The 14,984-nt window shown below is 72.0% G+C and carries 11 protein-coding genes; 5 read left to right on the top strand and 6 right to left on the bottom strand.

What is annotated here, in order from left to right; genetic code table 11:
- Window positions 1-81 precede the first annotated feature (81 nt).
- A complete protein-coding gene (locus ACWCP0_RS18420) occupies window positions 82-1,839 on the top strand; it encodes an NAD+ synthase (protein ID WP_451079833.1) in 1,758 nt (585 codons plus the stop codon).
- Here the strand turns inward: ACWCP0_RS18420 and ACWCP0_RS18415 are convergent.
- The 4 genes from ACWCP0_RS18415 to ACWCP0_RS18400 form a co-directional block, all read right to left on the bottom strand.
- Window positions 1,808-3,043, bottom strand: a complete 1,236-nt coding sequence (locus ACWCP0_RS18415; protein ID WP_451079832.1) for an MFS transporter — start codon at window positions 3,041-3,043, stop codon at window positions 1,808-1,810. The two genes, ACWCP0_RS18420 and ACWCP0_RS18415, sit on opposite strands and share 32 nt — an antisense overlap.
- Before the next feature lie 150 nt (window positions 3,044-3,193).
- Window positions 3,194-4,216: an endonuclease/exonuclease/phosphatase family protein gene (locus ACWCP0_RS18410; RefSeq protein ID WP_451079831.1), complete on the bottom strand. Its 1,023-nt coding sequence runs from the start codon at window positions 4,214-4,216 to the stop codon at window positions 3,194-3,196.
- Between the two features lie 198 nt (window positions 4,217-4,414).
- Window positions 4,415-5,053 carry a TetR/AcrR family transcriptional regulator C-terminal ligand-binding domain-containing protein gene (locus ACWCP0_RS18405; protein ID WP_451079830.1) on the bottom strand — a complete coding sequence of 213 codons (639 nt, stop codon included), beginning with the start codon at window positions 5,051-5,053 and terminating at the stop codon, window positions 4,415-4,417.
- 167 nt (window positions 5,054-5,220) lie between these two features.
- The gene (locus ACWCP0_RS18400) at window positions 5,221-6,852 is read right to left on the bottom strand and encodes an MFS transporter (RefSeq protein ID WP_451079829.1); all 1,632 of its coding nucleotides are present in this window, start codon (window positions 6,850-6,852) and stop codon (window positions 5,221-5,223) included.
- A 182-nt stretch (window positions 6,853-7,034) separates the two neighbouring features.
- Here ACWCP0_RS18400 and panB point away from each other — a divergent pair, with 182 nt between their 5' ends.
- The 3 genes from panB (at window position 7,035) to ACWCP0_RS18385 (ending at window position 10,393) form a co-directional block, all read left to right on the top strand.
- The gene (gene panB / locus ACWCP0_RS18395) at window positions 7,035-7,898 is read left to right on the top strand and encodes a 3-methyl-2-oxobutanoate hydroxymethyltransferase (protein WP_451079828.1); all 864 of its coding nucleotides are present in this window, start codon (window positions 7,035-7,037) and stop codon (window positions 7,896-7,898) included.
- A 681-nt stretch (window positions 7,899-8,579) separates the two neighbouring features.
- Window positions 8,580-9,575, top strand: a complete 996-nt coding sequence (locus ACWCP0_RS18390) for an ATP-binding cassette domain-containing protein (RefSeq protein WP_451079827.1) — start codon at window positions 8,580-8,582, stop codon at window positions 9,573-9,575.
- A complete protein-coding gene (locus ACWCP0_RS18385) occupies window positions 9,572-10,393 on the top strand; it encodes an ABC transporter permease (protein WP_451079826.1) in 822 nt (273 codons plus the stop codon). The genes ACWCP0_RS18390 and ACWCP0_RS18385 overlap by 4 nt, the downstream gene beginning before the upstream one ends.
- Here ACWCP0_RS18385 and ACWCP0_RS18380 read toward each other — a convergent pair.
- Window positions 10,341-13,784, bottom strand: a complete 3,444-nt coding sequence (locus ACWCP0_RS18380) for a BTAD domain-containing putative transcriptional regulator (RefSeq protein ID WP_451079825.1) — start codon at window positions 13,782-13,784, stop codon at window positions 10,341-10,343. The two genes, ACWCP0_RS18385 and ACWCP0_RS18380, sit on opposite strands and share 53 nt — an antisense overlap.
- 134 nt (window positions 13,785-13,918) lie before the next feature.
- Between ACWCP0_RS18380 and ACWCP0_RS18375 the strand changes: the two genes are divergently transcribed.
- Window positions 13,919-14,725 (top strand): site-2 protease family protein, encoded by an 807-nt coding sequence (locus tag ACWCP0_RS18375; protein ID WP_451079824.1) that lies wholly within the window; start codon window positions 13,919-13,921, stop codon window positions 14,723-14,725.
- Here the strand turns inward: ACWCP0_RS18375 and ACWCP0_RS18370 are convergent.
- Window positions 14,715-14,942, bottom strand: coding sequence for a hypothetical protein (locus tag ACWCP0_RS18370; RefSeq protein WP_451079823.1), 228 nt, complete (start codon window positions 14,940-14,942; stop codon window positions 14,715-14,717). The two genes, ACWCP0_RS18375 and ACWCP0_RS18370, sit on opposite strands and share 11 nt — an antisense overlap.
- Window positions 14,943-14,984 lie beyond the last annotated feature (42 nt).

Raw genomic sequence — 14,984 nt, 5'->3', positions numbered from 1 at the left:
TGCCACAGGGGGCCGCAGGAGTGGGGCGGCCCACATTTCCCCACCGGGACATTGCGTCAGAGAGACGATTACACTGTCCCCGTGCCTCAACTTCGCCTCGCTCTGAATCAGATCGACTCGACCGTCGGCGATCTCGCCGGCAACGCCGAGTCGGTCGTGCACTGGACCCGGCACGCCGCCGAGCAGGGAGCGCACCTCGTCGCGTTCCCCGAGATGGTGCTGACCGGCTACCCCGTGGAGGACCTGGCCCTGCGATCGTCCTTCGTGGAGGCGTCACGGGCCGCCCTGCGCACGCTCGCCGCGCGTCTCGCGGACGAGGGGTTCGGGGAGATCCCCGTGATCGTCGGCTATCTGGACCGTTCCGAGAAGGCCCAGCCGCGGTACGGACAGCCCGCGGGCGCCCCGCAGAACGCCGGGGCCGTGCTGCACCGCGGCCGTGTGGTGCTGACCTTCGCCAAGCACCACCTGCCCAACTACGGCGTCTTCGACGAGTTCCGCTACTTCGTGCCCGGCGACACCATGCCGGTGATCCGCGTCCACGGCATCGACATCGCGCTCGCCATCTGCGAGGACCTCTGGCAGGACGGCGGCCGCGTCCCGGCCGCCCGGTCCGCCGAGGCCGGGCTGCTGATCTCGATCAACGCCTCGCCGTACGAGCAGAACAAGGACGACACCCGCCTGGAGCTGGTCCGCAAGCGCGCCCAGGAGGCCGGCTGCACGACGGCCTACCTGGCGATGATCGGCGGCCAGGACGAGCTCGTCTTCGACGGCGACTCGATCGTCGTCGGCCACGACGGCGAAGTCGTCGCGCGCGCCCCGCAGTTCGCCGAGGGCAGCGTGATCCTCGACCTCGACCTGCCCGCGGCCTCCCCCGAGCCCCCGACGGGCGTCGTGGACGACGGCCTCGCGATCGAGCGGGTCGTGATCTCCGAGGAACCGCTCCCGGCGTACGAGCCGGAGCTGACGGGCGGTTACGCCGAGCGCCTCGACGACGACGAGGAGGTGTACTCCGCGCTGGTCGTCGGCCTGCGCGCGTACGCCGCCAAGAACGGCTTCCGGTCCGTCCTGATCGGCCTGTCCGGAGGCATCGACTCCTCGCTCGTCGCCGCGATCGCCTGCGACGCGCTCGGCGCGGAGAACGTGTACGGCATCTCCATGCCGTCCAAGTACTCCTCGGACCACTCCAGGGGTGACGCCGCCGAGCTGGCCCGCCGCACGGGGCTCAACTTCCGGACGGTGACGATCGAGCCGATGTTCGACGCGTACATGTCGGCGCTGGGCCTCACCGGTCTCGCCGAGGAGAACCTCCAGTCGCGGCTGCGCGGCACGACGCTCATGGCGGTCTCCAACCAGGAGGGCCAGATCGTGCTCGCCCCGGGCAACAAGTCCGAGCTGGCGGTGGGCTACTCGACGCTGTACGGCGACTCGGTCGGCGCGTACGGCCCCATCAAGGACGTCTACAAGACGTCGATCTTCCGGCTGGCGAAGTGGCGCAACCGGGCGGCCGAGGAGCGGGGCCAGACCCCGCCGATCCCCGAGAACTCCATCGTCAAGCCGCCGTCCGCCGAACTGCGCCCCGGCCAGCTCGACTCGGACTCCCTCCCGGACTACGACGTCCTGGACCGGATCCTGGAGCTGTACGTCGACCGCGACCAGGGCAAGGACGCGATCGTGGCGGCCGGTTACGACGAGGAGCTGGTCGCGAGGACCCTGCGGCTCGTCGACACGGCCGAGTACAAGCGGCGCCAGTACCCGCCGGGCACGAAGATCTCGGCGAAGGGCTTCGGCAAGGACCGGCGCCTGCCGATCACGAACCGCTGGCGGGAGACGACGCACTGACCTGCCGGCCGGCCGGACCGCCTGTGAGGGGGTTTCCCGCGACGACGCGGGAGGCCCCCTTCGCCGTACGGTCCAGCAGGCCGGCCGTCACCGCGATGGCGAGGCCGACGACGGCGAGGACCGCGCCGACGAGGGACGGCGACATCCAGCCCCAGCCGGCCGCGATGGCGGCGCCGCCGAGCCAGGCGCCGCCCGCGTTGGCGAGGTTGAAGGCGGAGTGGTTGGAGGCGGAGGCCAGGGTGGGGGCGTCCTGGGCCTTGCGCATGACCAGCATCTGCAGAGGAGTGGTGGTCATGAAGCCGACCGCGCCGAGGACGACCACCGTGACGAGGGCAGCCCACGGGATGTGCGCGGTGAACCGGAAGGCGACCAGGACCAGGGCCAGGGCGGTGAGCGACCCGTAGAGGGTGGGGCGCAGGGCCCGGTCGGTCAGGGGTCCCGCGGCGAGTGCGCCGAGCGTCATGCCGATGCCGAAGAGGGCGAGGACGAGCGTGACGGAGGACTCGCCGAGACCCATCACCTCGGTCGTCATCGACGCGAGGTAGGAGTAGACGGCGAAGACGCCCGCGAATCCGAACACCGCGGTGAGCAGTCCGAGCAGCACCTGCCGGTTGCCGAGCGCGCGCAGCTCGCGGCCGAGGCTCTGGTGGGTCTCGACGGGTACGTACGGCACGAGCCGGGCGAGTGCGGCCATCGCGACCAGACCGATCGCAGTGACGACGAGGAACGTGGCGCGCCAGCCGAGGTGCTGGCCGAGGAGGGTGGCGGCGGGCACGCCGACGATGTTCGCGACCGTGAGGCCGAGGAACATCCTGGCCACCGCCCGCGCCTGCCGCCCCTCCGCGACGAGCCGCGCGGCGACGACCGCGCCGACCCCGAAGAACGCGCCGTGCGGCAGTCCGGCGAGGACGCGGCTCGCGAGGAGCGTCCCGAAACCGGGGGCGAGCGCGGAGGCGAGGTTGCCGACCGTGAACAGCGCCATCAGGAGCAGCAGCATCCGCTTGCGCGGGAGGCGCGAGCCGAAGGCGGTGAGCAGCGGGGCGCCGATGACGACGCCGATCGCGTACGCGGCGACGAGGTACCCGGCGGTGGGGACGGAGGTGCCGAGATCGTCGGCGACGTTGGGGAGCAGGCCCATCATCACGAATTCGGTGGTGCCGATGCCGAAGGCGGAGACGGCGAGCGCGAGCAGCGCCAGGGGCATGAAGAGAGCCTTTCCGGATTAGTTCTCCTACGGAACAAAGACTCTCAGATGGATTGTTCCCGGGCGTGAACGGGGGGTTGCGAAGGGATTTTCCCGCGGCCCCGCCCCTTCCCGCGGTGCCGATGCGCGGGAAGGGGCGGGCGGGAACGGTCAGAGCCTGACGCGCGCCGCGATCGGGAGGTGGTCGCTGGAGGTGGGCGGAAGGGTCCAGGAGGAGACCGGTTCGACGCCCTTCACCATGATCTGGTCGATCCGGGCCATCGGGAACGACGCCGGCCAACTGAAGCCGAAGCCGTCCCCCGCCGCGCCCTGCGTGGACCGCATCTGGGAGGTGACGGCGTTCAGGGAGCGGTCGTTCATGGTGCCGTTGAGGTCGCCGAGCAGGATCACCCTGCGCACCGCGTCACGCGCGATCGCCTCCCCCAGCGCGTCCGCGCTCTCGTCGCGCTGGCTCGCGGTGAAGCCCGCGTTCAACTTCACCCGCACCGACGGCAGATGGGCCACGTACACCGCGACCTCGCCCCCCGGCGCCGACACGGTCGACCGCATCGCCCGCTTCCAGCCCAGCTGGATGTCGACGTCCCGCGTGTCGCTCATCGGGTACTTGCTCCACAGCCCGATCGTCCCCTGCACGGAGTGGTGGGGGTACGCCGACGCCAGCGCCTTCTCGTACACCGGGACCGCGTCCGCCGTCAGCTCCTCCAGCGCCACGATGTCCGCACCGGACTCCACCACCTGGCGCGCGGTGCCCTCCGGGTCGGTGTTGTCGGCGTTCACGTTGTGCGTGGCGACCATGAGGTCTCCCCCGTCGTCCGCCTTGTCCGTCAGCAGTCCGCCGAAGAGATTCAGCCACACCACCGACGGCACCAGCACCGCGATGAGCGCCGACGCGGACCGCCGCAGCAGCGCGCACACCAGAAGCAGCGGAACGAAGGCGCCCAGCCAGGGCAGAAACGTCTCCGTGAGGCTGCCCAGGTTGCCGATCCGGTTCGGGATCTGCGCGTGGAAGATCATCACCAGCGCGAGGACCACGGCGCAGATCGCGAGCAGGATGCCGCGCCGCCAGATCCCCGTGTCGCCCCGCCGGTGGTCGAGCCATGCCCGGACGCGGGACCTGGGGCGGGGGTCCTTCCCGCCGTCGTGCCCCGTCTCGGTCATGTACGCCTGACGCATCCCGTTGTCCTCACTGCCTTGCCGACTTGCCGCCTTGCCCATGTACCGCCCGGCCCGCACGTCGGTGCCCGCCCGTCCTGACCCTAGGCGATGACCGACGGCTTGCTGCCGTACGGTCACGAGGACGGCCCGGCGGCGCGGCGGGTTCCGATCAGTGGCGGCAGTCCGGCGGCTGTGACAGAACGCGCATAGTGCACGTCACGGGAAGGCCGGCGCCGGCGGACGCAGCCCCTCCAGCGCCGCCGACACGATGCGTTCCGCCAGGTCGTCGGCGAGCGGGGCGTCCGGACGCATCACGGCGCGCACGAGCATGGGACCGACGATGAGGTCGTTGACGAGGTCGATGTCGACGTCGCCGCGGATCTCCCCGTCCGCGATCCCGCGCCGCAGAATCTCCAGGACGGTCACACGCCGGGGATCGATGACCGTCGCGACGTAGGCAGTCCACAGCTTGGGGTGACTCTTCATCTGCGCCACCACGTTGTGCAGAAGCGCCGAGGAGCGCTGCGCGAGACCGCGCACGCGCACGGACTCCAGCATCACGACCAGGTCGTCGCGGGCGGAGGTGCCGGGCAGTTCGGGGTCCGGGGGCTCGATGTCGCGGAGGACCTCGACGAAGAGCTCCTCCTTGTCGCTCCAGCGCCGGTAGATGGTCGCCTTGCCGACCCCCGCGGTGCGGGCGATGCGCTCGATGGAGATCTCGCCGAGCGGCACGCCCTCCTCGAGGAGGGTCACCACGGCGGTGCGGATCGCCCGTTCCGCCGCCTCGCTCCGGGGGCGGCCACGGCGGGACGCCCCTCCGCCGGGGCGGCCGGACCTTCCGGCGGGTACGCCCACGCGCGTTCCCTCCCCTGTTCCCTCGCCCGTTCCCTCGCCCGTTCCCTCGACGACACCCGCGCCGACCGTCCCGACCTCGCCTCGCACCCGCCCTCGCCTCCGCTCTTCCGTCCCGTACCGGCGCCCCGGACCGAGGGGCTCGTCCGCCGGGCCCACCCGACGGTCGCTCATCCCCGGGCCGCTCCCGCCTCCGACCGTTCCGCCGCCTCCCCCGGGACGTGCGGCGGCATGTCCGACTCCGGACGGACACGCCCCGGAAGGTACCGTGCCACGACCAGGGCCCCTACGACCGTCACGGTCGCCGCAGCCAGTGACGCAAGGTGCATGGCGCCGATGAAGGCGTGGTACGCGGGCCCGATCAGGACCTCTGCGGACGGCCCGAGCTTCTCCACGACACTCAGCGTCGCCTCGAGCGACTCCCCCGCCGTGCCCTTGGCCTCGGCCGGCACGGCCGCCGACGCCTCGAGGGTCGGCTCGATCGCGGTCCGGTACGTCGCGGACAGGATCGAGCCGAGCACCGCCACACCCAGCGCGCCGCCGATCTGCCGGAAGGTGTTGTTGATCGCGGAGGCCACGCCCGCCTTCTCCCGTGGCAGCGCCTGCATCACCGTGGTCGTGACCGGTGACATCACGTGCCCCATTCCGGCGCCCTGGACGAAGAAGGCGATCTCGATCGCCCACAACGGTGTCGAGGCGTCGAAGACGGCGAAGGAGGCGAGCCCCGTGGCGATCATCAGCATTCCGGCCGTGCAGGTCGCCTTGGCGCCGAACCGGGCGACGGTGAGCCGGGCGCGCGGCGCGAACGCCGACTGGGCCACCGCGAGCGGCAGGACCAGCAGCCCGGCCTCCAGCGGACTGTGCCCGCGCACGGTCTGCAGATAGAAGACGGAGAAGAAGGCCACGCCCATCATCGACAGGAAGGCGAGCGCGGTCGCGGTGATCGCGGCGGAGAACGCGGGGTTCCTGAAGTACGAGAAGTCGAGCGCCGGATGGTCGATGCGCAGCTCGTACAGCACGAACGCCGTCAGCACGGCCAGGCCGCCGAGCAGGGGCAGCAGCACACCCCGGTCGGTGAGGGACGCGAGTTCGCCGCCGCGGATGATCCCGTACACGAGCAGGACGAGTCCGACGATGGACAGCAGCACGCCGACCGGGTCGATCCGGCCGGGGCCCGGGTCCCGGGAGTCGGGGACCAGCAGCAGCATCGCGGCGAAGCCGACGATCACCACGGGGACGTTGACCAGGAAGATCGAGCCCCACCAGAAGTGTTCGAGCAGCAGCCCGCCGGTGAGCGGGCCCAGCGCGATGGCGATGCCCACGGCACCCGCCCAGATGCCGATGGCCTTGGGCTGCTCGTCCCGTTCGAACACATTCATCAGGACGGCGAGCGTGGCCGGCATGACGAACGCGGCGCCGACACCCATCACCGCGCGGTACGCGATGAGTTCGGCGGCCGAGCCGGAGAACGCGGCCAGCGCCGAGCCGATGCCGAACACGACCATGCCGGCGAGCAGCGCCTTCTTGCGGCCCGTGCGGTCACCGAGCAGCCCGGCCGTGAAGAGCAGGGCGGCGAAGACGAGCGTGTAGGAGTTGATCGCCCATTCCAGTTCGGCCTGGGTGGCGCCGATGCCGACGGGCGCGGGGGTGGCGATGGTCTTGACCGCGACGTTCAGGACCGAGTGGTCCAGCACCATGATGAGGACGGTGAACATGAGGACGCCGAGGATGGCCCAGCGGCGTCGGTGCACGGCTTCCGGTACACGGGGCGGGGCGGGGGGCGCCCCCGGTGGTGTGGACATGGTCCCAGTACTTCCCGGAATTTCGATACGAGACCGTTTCGTATAGAAAGATGACCGGGATGGCTCAAACACTGCGGGGGTGTGAACGGCACCACTTCACGTGACGGGCAGGGGGATGCCACCATGGATCTGGTCCGGGGACGCCGTGAGGGCGCCTCGAGATGACGAAGGAGCCGTTCACCATGACGCTTCAGGCTGCCCAGACGCAGCCCGCCGACAGCAGCAAGGCGCTGTACGGCGGCAAGGGCACTCGCCGCATCACCGTCCACGACGTCACCGCCGCCAAGGAGCGGGGCGAGAAGTGGCCCATGCTCACCGCGTACGACGCCATGACGGCGTCCGTGTTCGACGAGGCCGGTATCCCGGTCATGCTCGTCGGCGACTCGATGGGCAACTGCCATCTCGGTTACGACACCACCGTGCCCGTCACGATGGACGAGATGACCCTGCTGTCCGCCGCCGTCGTACGGGGCACGAAGCGTGCCCTGATCGTCGGCGACCTCCCCTTCGGCTCGTACCAGGAGGGCCCGGTCCAGGCGCTGCGCTCGGCCACCCGGCTGGTCAAGGACGCCGGGGTCGGTGCCGTCAAGCTGGAGGGCGGGGAGCGCTCCCTGCCGCAGACCGAGCTGCTGGTCCAGGCCGGCATCCCCGTCATGTCCCATCTGGGCCTGACCCCGCAGTCCGTCAACACGATGGGGTACCGGGTCCAGGGCCGGAGCGACGAGGCCGCGCACCGGCTGCTCCGCGACGCCAAGGCGGCGCAGGAGGCGGGCGCGTTCGCCGTGGTGCTGGAGCTCGTACCGGCCGAACTGGCCGCCGAGGTCACCCGCTCGCTCCACATCCCGACCATCGGCATCGGCGCCGGTCCCGACACGGACGCACAGGTCCTCGTCTGGACCGACATGGCCGGGCTGACGGGCGGGAAGGTGCCGCGCTTCACCAAGCAGTACGCGAACCTCCGTCAGACGCTCGGCGACGCGGCGAAGGCCTTCGCGGACGACGTCGTCGGCGGGGCCTTCCCCGCCGAGGAGCACACCTTCCACTGACGGCACCACACGTTCCACTGACGGCACCACACGCCGGACGGCACCGCAACGCGCCGGACACGGCACCAGGCACCACCGCCCTAGCCACTCCTGGCACCAACGACAGCCCGCCGATCCTCCCCCGTCGGCGGGCTGTCGGCGTGCGGGGGTTGACTGCGGCACCCGGGCGTGGCCTGAAACCGGACTCGGGGAACCGCCCGCTCCGCCCGGGGAGGCGGATGATCATGGCCGGAATCTTCTCCAAGAACCTCGACTCCGCCGACGAGACCCGGCCGTTCGAGGACGACAAGGGAAGGCTCGACGTTCTCTCCACGGACCGCGGCCCCATCGGCCGGGCCGCCTTCGAGCCGGGGTGGCAGTGGTCCAAGCACGTCAAGCCCCTCGCCGGCACCGAGAGCTGCGAGACCGCGCACGCCGCATACATCGTCAGCGGGCGGATGAAGATCGTCATGAACGACGGCGAGTCCGTGGAGGTGGGGCCCGGCGACGTCCTCGGCGTCGCGCCGGGACACGACGCCTGGGTGGTGGGGGACGAACCGTGCGTCGTCCTCGACCGGGCGGGCTTCGGCGACTACGCCAAGCCCGGGCAGGCGCCGCGTCCACTGTGTATCGGTGCGGTTGTCCACAGGCTGTCGGCCGCCTGTCGGTGGTTTGTCGGTGGCATCTGGCACCTTGTACGGCATGACGCGAAACGACAAGAACGCCGTCGAGGTACGAGGCCTCGTGAAGCATTACGGCGAGACGAAGGCCCTGGACGGCGTGGACCTCGATGTCCGCGAGGGCACCGTCCTCGGCGTCCTCGGTCCCAACGGGGCGGGCAAGACCACTCTCGTGCGCTGCCTGTCCACCCTCATCGCCCCCGACGCCGGACGCGCCACCGTCGCCGGGTTCGACGTGGTCAAGCAGCCCCGCCAGCTGCGCCGCACGATCGGCCTCACCGGGCAGTACGCCTCGGTGGACGAGAAGCTGTCCGGCCGGGAGAACCTGTACATGATCGGGCGGCTGCTCGATCTCTCCCGCAAGGACGCCCGTCGCCGGGCCGACGAGATGCTGGAGCGCTTCTCGCTCACGGAGGCGGGCAAGCGCCCGGCCTCGACGTACTCGGGCGGCATGCGGCGCCGCCTCGACCTTGCCGCCTCGATGATCGGGCAGCCCGCCGTGCTCTATCTGGACGAGCCGACGACGGGCCTCGACCCCCGCACGCGCAACGAGGTGTGGGACGAGGTCCAGCGGATGGTCGCCGAGGGCGTCACCGTCCTCCTCACCACGCAGTACATGGAAGAGGCCGAACAGCTGGCGAGCGCGCTGACGGTCATCGACCGGGGCCGGGTCATCGCCGAGGGCGGGATCGACGAGCTGAAGGCGAAGGTCGGCGGCCGGACCCTGCGGATCCGGCCCGCGGACCCGGCGCAGGTGCCCTCGATGGCCGCGGCGGTCCGCGAGGCGGGCCTGGACGGACTCTCCGGCACCCAGGCCGTGCCGGACGAGGGCGTGCTGTACGTTCCGATCCTCAGCGACGAGCAGCTGACCGCGGTGGTCGGCCTGCTGGGCGCCCGCGGCTTCGCCATTGCCGACATCGGCACCGATCTGCCCAGCCTGGACGAGGTGTTCCTGGCCATCACCGGACAGAAGACGGCGTCCGTCAACGACACGATTCCCCAGGAGGTCGCGGCGTGAGCGCCACCACCGTCAGCCCCACCCACGCCCACCTCGCCGACGAAGGCCGGATCGGCCTGCGGGGCAATCTGCGGCACATCGGCGCGCTCGTCCGCCGCAATCTGCTGTGGATCCGGCAGGACCCGGAGTCGATGTTCGACGCCGTGCTGATGCCGATCGTCTTCACGCTGCTGTTCGTCTTCGTCTTCGGCGGCGCGATCGCCGGCAAGGGCAACCAGCAGGAGTACGTCAACTATGTGGTGCCCGGCCTGATGGCGATGATGGGCATGAACATCGCGATGGGTGTCGGCACCGGCTTCAACCAGGACTTCCAGACGGGCGTCATGGACCGCTTCCGGTCCCTGCCCATCGCCCGGTCCTCCGTCCTGATCGCCAAGATCGTCGTCGAGATCGGCCGGATGCTCGTCGCCACGGCGATCCTGCTGACGGTCGGCTTCCTGCTCGGCCTGTCCGTGGCGGACGTCCCCGGGCTGCTCGCGGCCGTCGGGCTCTCGCTGGTCTTCGGCTCGTCGATCATGTGGATCTTCCTCACCATGGGCGTGACCATGAAGAACGCCCAGGCGATTCAGGGAATGGGGTTCCTCGTGCTGATGCCGCTGCAGTTCGGATCCTCGATCTTCGCGCCGACGGCCTCGATGCCGGGCTGGCTGCAGGCCTTCACGGACTACAACCCGCTGTCGTCGCTCGCCGACGCGGCCCGGGGACTGATGAACGGCGGCCCGGTCGCCCACGACGTGTGGGTGACGCTGATCTGGTCGGCAGTGATCACCGCGGTGATGGCTCCGGTCGCCATACGGAAGTTCCGGACGAAGTCCTGAGCCGGTCCAGGCGGTCGCGTACGAGGGCGGCGGCCTCCTCGAGGGTGAGGCCGCCGCCCTCCGCGCGCCGCGCGGCGAACTCCGTGTCGCCGAGGGCCGCGCGGACGACCCGCTCGGCGCGGGCGCGGCTCTCCCGCTCGACGGACGTCACCACGACATGGCCGGCCGGGAGCAAATGCTCGTACGCGCCGAGCAGGCGGGCCGCGTCAGCGGCCTGCTCCCGGCCGAGACCGGCCAGCGCCTCGGCGGCGGTCACGAGATGGACGGCGGGCATGTGCGGCACGACCATCAGCGACAGCGGGGTCAGCGCGCTCTCAAGCGCCTGGAGGGTGTGGTCCAAGGCGTCGCCGTAGCGGCCGTCCAAGCAGTCCAGCCAGGCGACGCAGCCCAGCCAGAAACCCTCGAAGATCGCGAGGGCGCCCGGGCGGAACTCCTCGGCCAGCAGGTCGAGTTGCTCCCGTGCCTCCGCAGTACGGCCGAGGCGGCCGAGGTGCATGCAGAGGCAGAGGCGGGCCGCGGGGACGACCTCGCGGGCGGTGCCCTCGCCGGCGCCGGCGAGCACGTCCCGGAGGATCGCCTCGGCCTCCTCGTCGCGGCCGAGTTCGCCCAGGACCCCGGCCAGTCTCGTCCTGAGCAGCGGCACCTGACTCTGGGCGCCGAGCCGCTCGGCACGGTCGATCGCGGCGGCGTAGTCCTCGGCGGCGCGCCGGAACTCGCCGCGCCTCTCGCGGGCCTCGCCCCGCGCGGACAACGCCCCAGCGGCGCCCCACAGGTCACCGAGCCGGTCGAAGATCTCCAGGCTGCGGTCCGCGTCCCGGCTCGCGTCGCCCGCCCGGCCGGCATGGTTGGCAAGGAGGTTGGCGCGCATGTGCAGCGCAGCGGCGAGCGCCCACGCGTCGCCGGACTCCTCGCAGCCGTGCACGGTCGCGTCGAGCACATGGAGCAACTGCTCGCCGTCCCCGGTCAGCATGATCGCGAAGAACCAGAGCGTGCCGGGGAACCGGCAGGTCTGCGGGAGCCCGGGCCGGTAGACCTCGGTGACCCCGCGCAGCCACTCCAGGCGCTCGGGCGTCGTCCAGTCGTCCAGGCCGTGCTCCATGCTGACCATCGCGATCAGCCGCACGCCCCGCCGCGCCTCCTGGAGCGGTTCGGGCGCCAGCGGCGGCGCGGTGTCCGTGACGGGCGCGTCCAGCGGCGGTGCCGGAGCGAGCGGAGGCGCGAACGGGTCGGGGCCGAGGGCCGCGGCGACCTGCGCCCAGTGCCGGGCGTCGGCCCGCAGATCCCTCATCTGCCAGTACCAGGCGAGGGAGAGGACCAGGCAGAGCGCCTCCTGCTCGTCCCCGGCGGCCACGGCCCGGCGCAGCGCGGTGCGGAGGTTGTCGTACTCCAGCTCCAGCCGCGCGACGGCACTGATCTGCTCGGGTCCGCGCAGCAACGGGTCGGTGCGGCGGGCGAGTTCGCGGTAGTAGGTGAGATGGGCGCGCTCGGCCTCCGCCCGGTCACCGGCCTCGTCCAGCCGCTCCGACGCGTACTCGGAGACCGTCTCCAGCAGCCGGTACCGCATCGCCCCGTCGGCCGAAGGCGCCGCGACCACCAGCGACTTGTCGACCAGCGCCCCGAGCACGGAGACGACGTCCTGGGCGCCGACGGATCCGGAGGCGTCGACGGATCCGCAGGCCTCGACGGATGCTGTGGCCCCGGCTGATGCGGAGGTGTCGTCCAGGGCGGCGGCCGGGGACGCGCAGACCCGCTCCGCCGCCGCCAGGTCGCAGCCGCGGGCGAAGACCGAGAGGCGGCGCAGGACCGACCGTTCCGCGTCGTCGAGGAGGTCCCAGGACCAGTCGACGACGGCGCGCAGGGTCTGCTGACGGGGCAGCACCGTACGGCTTCCGCTGGTCAGCAACCGGAAACGGTCATCCAGACGGTCGGCGATCTGGCGCGGCGTGAGCATCCGCAGCCGGGCGGCGGCCAGCTCGATGGCGAGCGGCAGTCCGTCCAGGCGACGGCAGATCTCCGCGGCCGCCTCCCGGTCGTCCTCCACCCGGAAGGACGGATGCGCGGCCGCGCCCCGGTCCGCGAGAAGGCGCAGCGCCATCGGGTCGGGCAGAGGGCCGACGGGGCGCACCGACTCGCCGGGGACGCCGAGGGGTTCGCGGCTGGTCGCGAGGACCGTGAGTCCCGGGCAGTGCTCCAGGATCTGCTCGCACAGCGCAGCGGCCGCGGCCACGACGTGCTCGCAGTTGTCGAGGACGATCAGCATGCGGCGGCGCGCGCAGTGTTCGGTGAGGCGTACGAGCGGGTCGTCGCCGTGCAGGTCGGACGCGGCCCGCAGCTCCTCCGCGCCCGCGCCGCGCAGCACGGTCTCGCGCGCGCCGAGCGCCGAGAGCACGGCCTCGGGCACGTTCTCCGGGTCGCCGACGGGCGCGAGCTCCACCAGCCAGACGCCGTCGGCGTACGCCCCGGCCGCCCGCTCGGCGGCCTCCTGCGACAGCCGCGTCTTGCCGGCCCCGCCGGGCCCGAGCAGCGTGACCAGCCGCGCCCGCGCGAGGTCCCCTCGGATGGCCTCGATGTCCGCCTCGCGTCCGACGAAGCTGGTCAGCCGCGCCCTCAGGTTCCCCACCGGGGCGGGCGCACCGGCCGCCACTGCCTTCGGCTCCGGCCCCGGCTCCTCGTCCGGGTTCAGCAGCTCCGCGTGCAGCGCGCGCAGGTCCGGGCCCGGGTGCGTGCCGAGCCGGGCCGACAGCTCGCGGCGTACCGTCTCGTACGCCGCGAGGGCCTCGGCCGTACGGCCCGCGGCGCGCAGGGCGCGGATGCGCAGCGCCTGCAGCGGCTCGTCGAGCGGATGGTCCCCGCAGAGCACGGCGAGCTGCGGCAGCGTCTCCTCCGCACGGCCGAGGGCCAGTGCCGCGGCGAGCCGGGTGCGGCGGGCGTCCAGGCGGCGCGCCTCCCACCGTGCCGCCTCGGCGGTGCGGTGCGGCAGATCGGCGAGCACCGGGCCGCGCCACAGTGCGAACGCCTCGTCCAGCAGCTCCGCCGCCCGGCCCGCATGGCCCTGCGCCAGCGCCCGCGCCGCCTCCCCCGCGAGCCGCTCGAAGCGGTGCAGGTCCACGGCCTCGGGCCCGGCGCCCAGCCGGTACCCACCGTCGGACGACACCACCGCGCCGCGCCCGAGCGCCCGTCGCGCCCGCCCGACGAGCGCCTGCACCGCCCCCACCGGGTCGGCGGGCGGCTCCCCGTCCCACACCTCGTCGACGAGCACGCCGACCGGGACCGTACGCCCGGCGCGCAGCGCCAGCACAGCCACCAGCGCACGCAGCCGCGCCCCGCCGAGCACGGCGGGGGTGCCGTCGTCATGGACTGCCTGGGTGGTGCCGAGTACGCGGTAGTGCACCGCCCCATTGTCATCGATCGGCAGGAACGCTCGCGGTCCTCCGGGACGTTGCCCCCGTGTCACGAGGACGGTCTACTCTCGTCCCGCCGCCCGCCGCCCGCCGCCCCAGGCCCCCGGACCGAGGAGCCCCGCCCATGACCACCGCCGCGACCCGCCGCAGCGAGCGCCGCATCTCCCCCGTCTTCCTCGGCATCGCCGCGATCATGGCGGTCACCGGCTGGGCCGTCTGGACGGGCTTCGCCCCCGACCCGGGCATCGCGGTGTTCCTCTTCGTCACGTCCGCATGGATCGTCTCACTCTGTCTCCACGAGTACGCGCACGCCCGTACCGCGCTCCACAGCGGCGACCTCACGATCGGCGCCAAGGGCTATCTGACGCTCAACCCGCTCAAGTACACCCACGCGCTGCTGAGCATCGTGCTCCCCGTCATCTTCGTGATCATGGGCGGCATCGGCCTGCCCGGCGGCGCGGTCTTCATCGAGCGGCACCGCATCCAGGGCCGCTGGAAGCACAGTCTGATCTCGGCCGCGGGCCCGCTGACGAACGTCCTGTTCGCGATCGTGTGCACCGCGCCGTTCTGGCTGGGCGCCCTGGACGGCGTACCGCCGGCGTTCCAGTTCGCCCTCGCCTTCCTGGCGCTGCTGCAGGTGACGGCGGCGATCCTGAACTTCCTGCCGGTTCCGGGGCTGGACGGGTACGGGGTGATCGAGCCGTGGCTGTCGCACACGGTGCGCCGCCAGGTGGAGCCGTTCGCGCCGTTCGGGCTGCTCGCCGTCTTCGGCGTCCTCTTCATCCCCGAGGTCAATCACGCGTTCTTCGACGGGATCTTCGCCGTCATGGACGCGCTGGGTGTGTCACGGGGCGAGTACGCGTGCGGTCAGGACCTCTACCGCTTCTGGACCGAGCAGTACCCGGAATGTACGGCGGTGATCAGCCGGTAGTCTTCGCCGCCTTCGCGCGCCGGACGTAGTACACGGCCATGTTCGAGGACACTCCGGCCAGCAGCACCCACACGATCCCGAGCCAGCTGCCCTGCGCGAAGGACACGACTGCCGCGGCGACGGCGAGCAGGCAGATGACGACGGCGTAGAGGGCGAGGCGGGGCATGGGGGTCGGCTCCTGTCCGGGGGCTGCTGGTGCCCGTCCAGTGTCCCCCATGCCGCCCGGCCGTCGGACGTCGGACGTCGGTTCGGACGCCGG

It is taken from the genome of Streptomyces sp. NPDC001970, from assembly GCF_053594115.1.
Note: the sequence above shows the minus strand (reverse complement) of the source record. Positions and strands in the feature narration are given on the sequence as shown.

Coding starts and splice junctions, on each gene's coding strand:
- ACWCP0_RS18410 (WP_451079831.1), bottom strand. CDS start 4,216: ATGCGTCAGGCGTACATGACCGAGACGGGGCACGACGGCGGGAAGGAC.
- panB (WP_451079828.1), top strand. CDS start 7,035: ATGACGCTTCAGGCTGCCCAGACGCAGCCCGCCGACAGCAGCAAGGCG.
- ACWCP0_RS18415 (WP_451079832.1), bottom strand. CDS start 3,043: ATGCCCCTGGCGCTGCTCGCGCTCGCCGTCTCCGCCTTCGGCATCGGC.
- ACWCP0_RS18400 (WP_451079829.1), bottom strand. CDS start 6,852: ATGTCCACACCACCGGGGGCGCCCCCCGCCCCGCCCCGTGTACCGGAA.
- ACWCP0_RS18370 (WP_451079823.1), bottom strand. CDS start 14,942: ATGGGGGACACTGGACGGGCACCAGCAGCCCCCGGACAGGAGCCGACC.
- ACWCP0_RS18375 (WP_451079824.1), top strand. CDS start 13,919: ATGACCACCGCCGCGACCCGCCGCAGCGAGCGCCGCATCTCCCCCGTC.
- ACWCP0_RS18390 (WP_451079827.1), top strand. CDS start 8,580: ATGACGCGAAACGACAAGAACGCCGTCGAGGTACGAGGCCTCGTGAAG.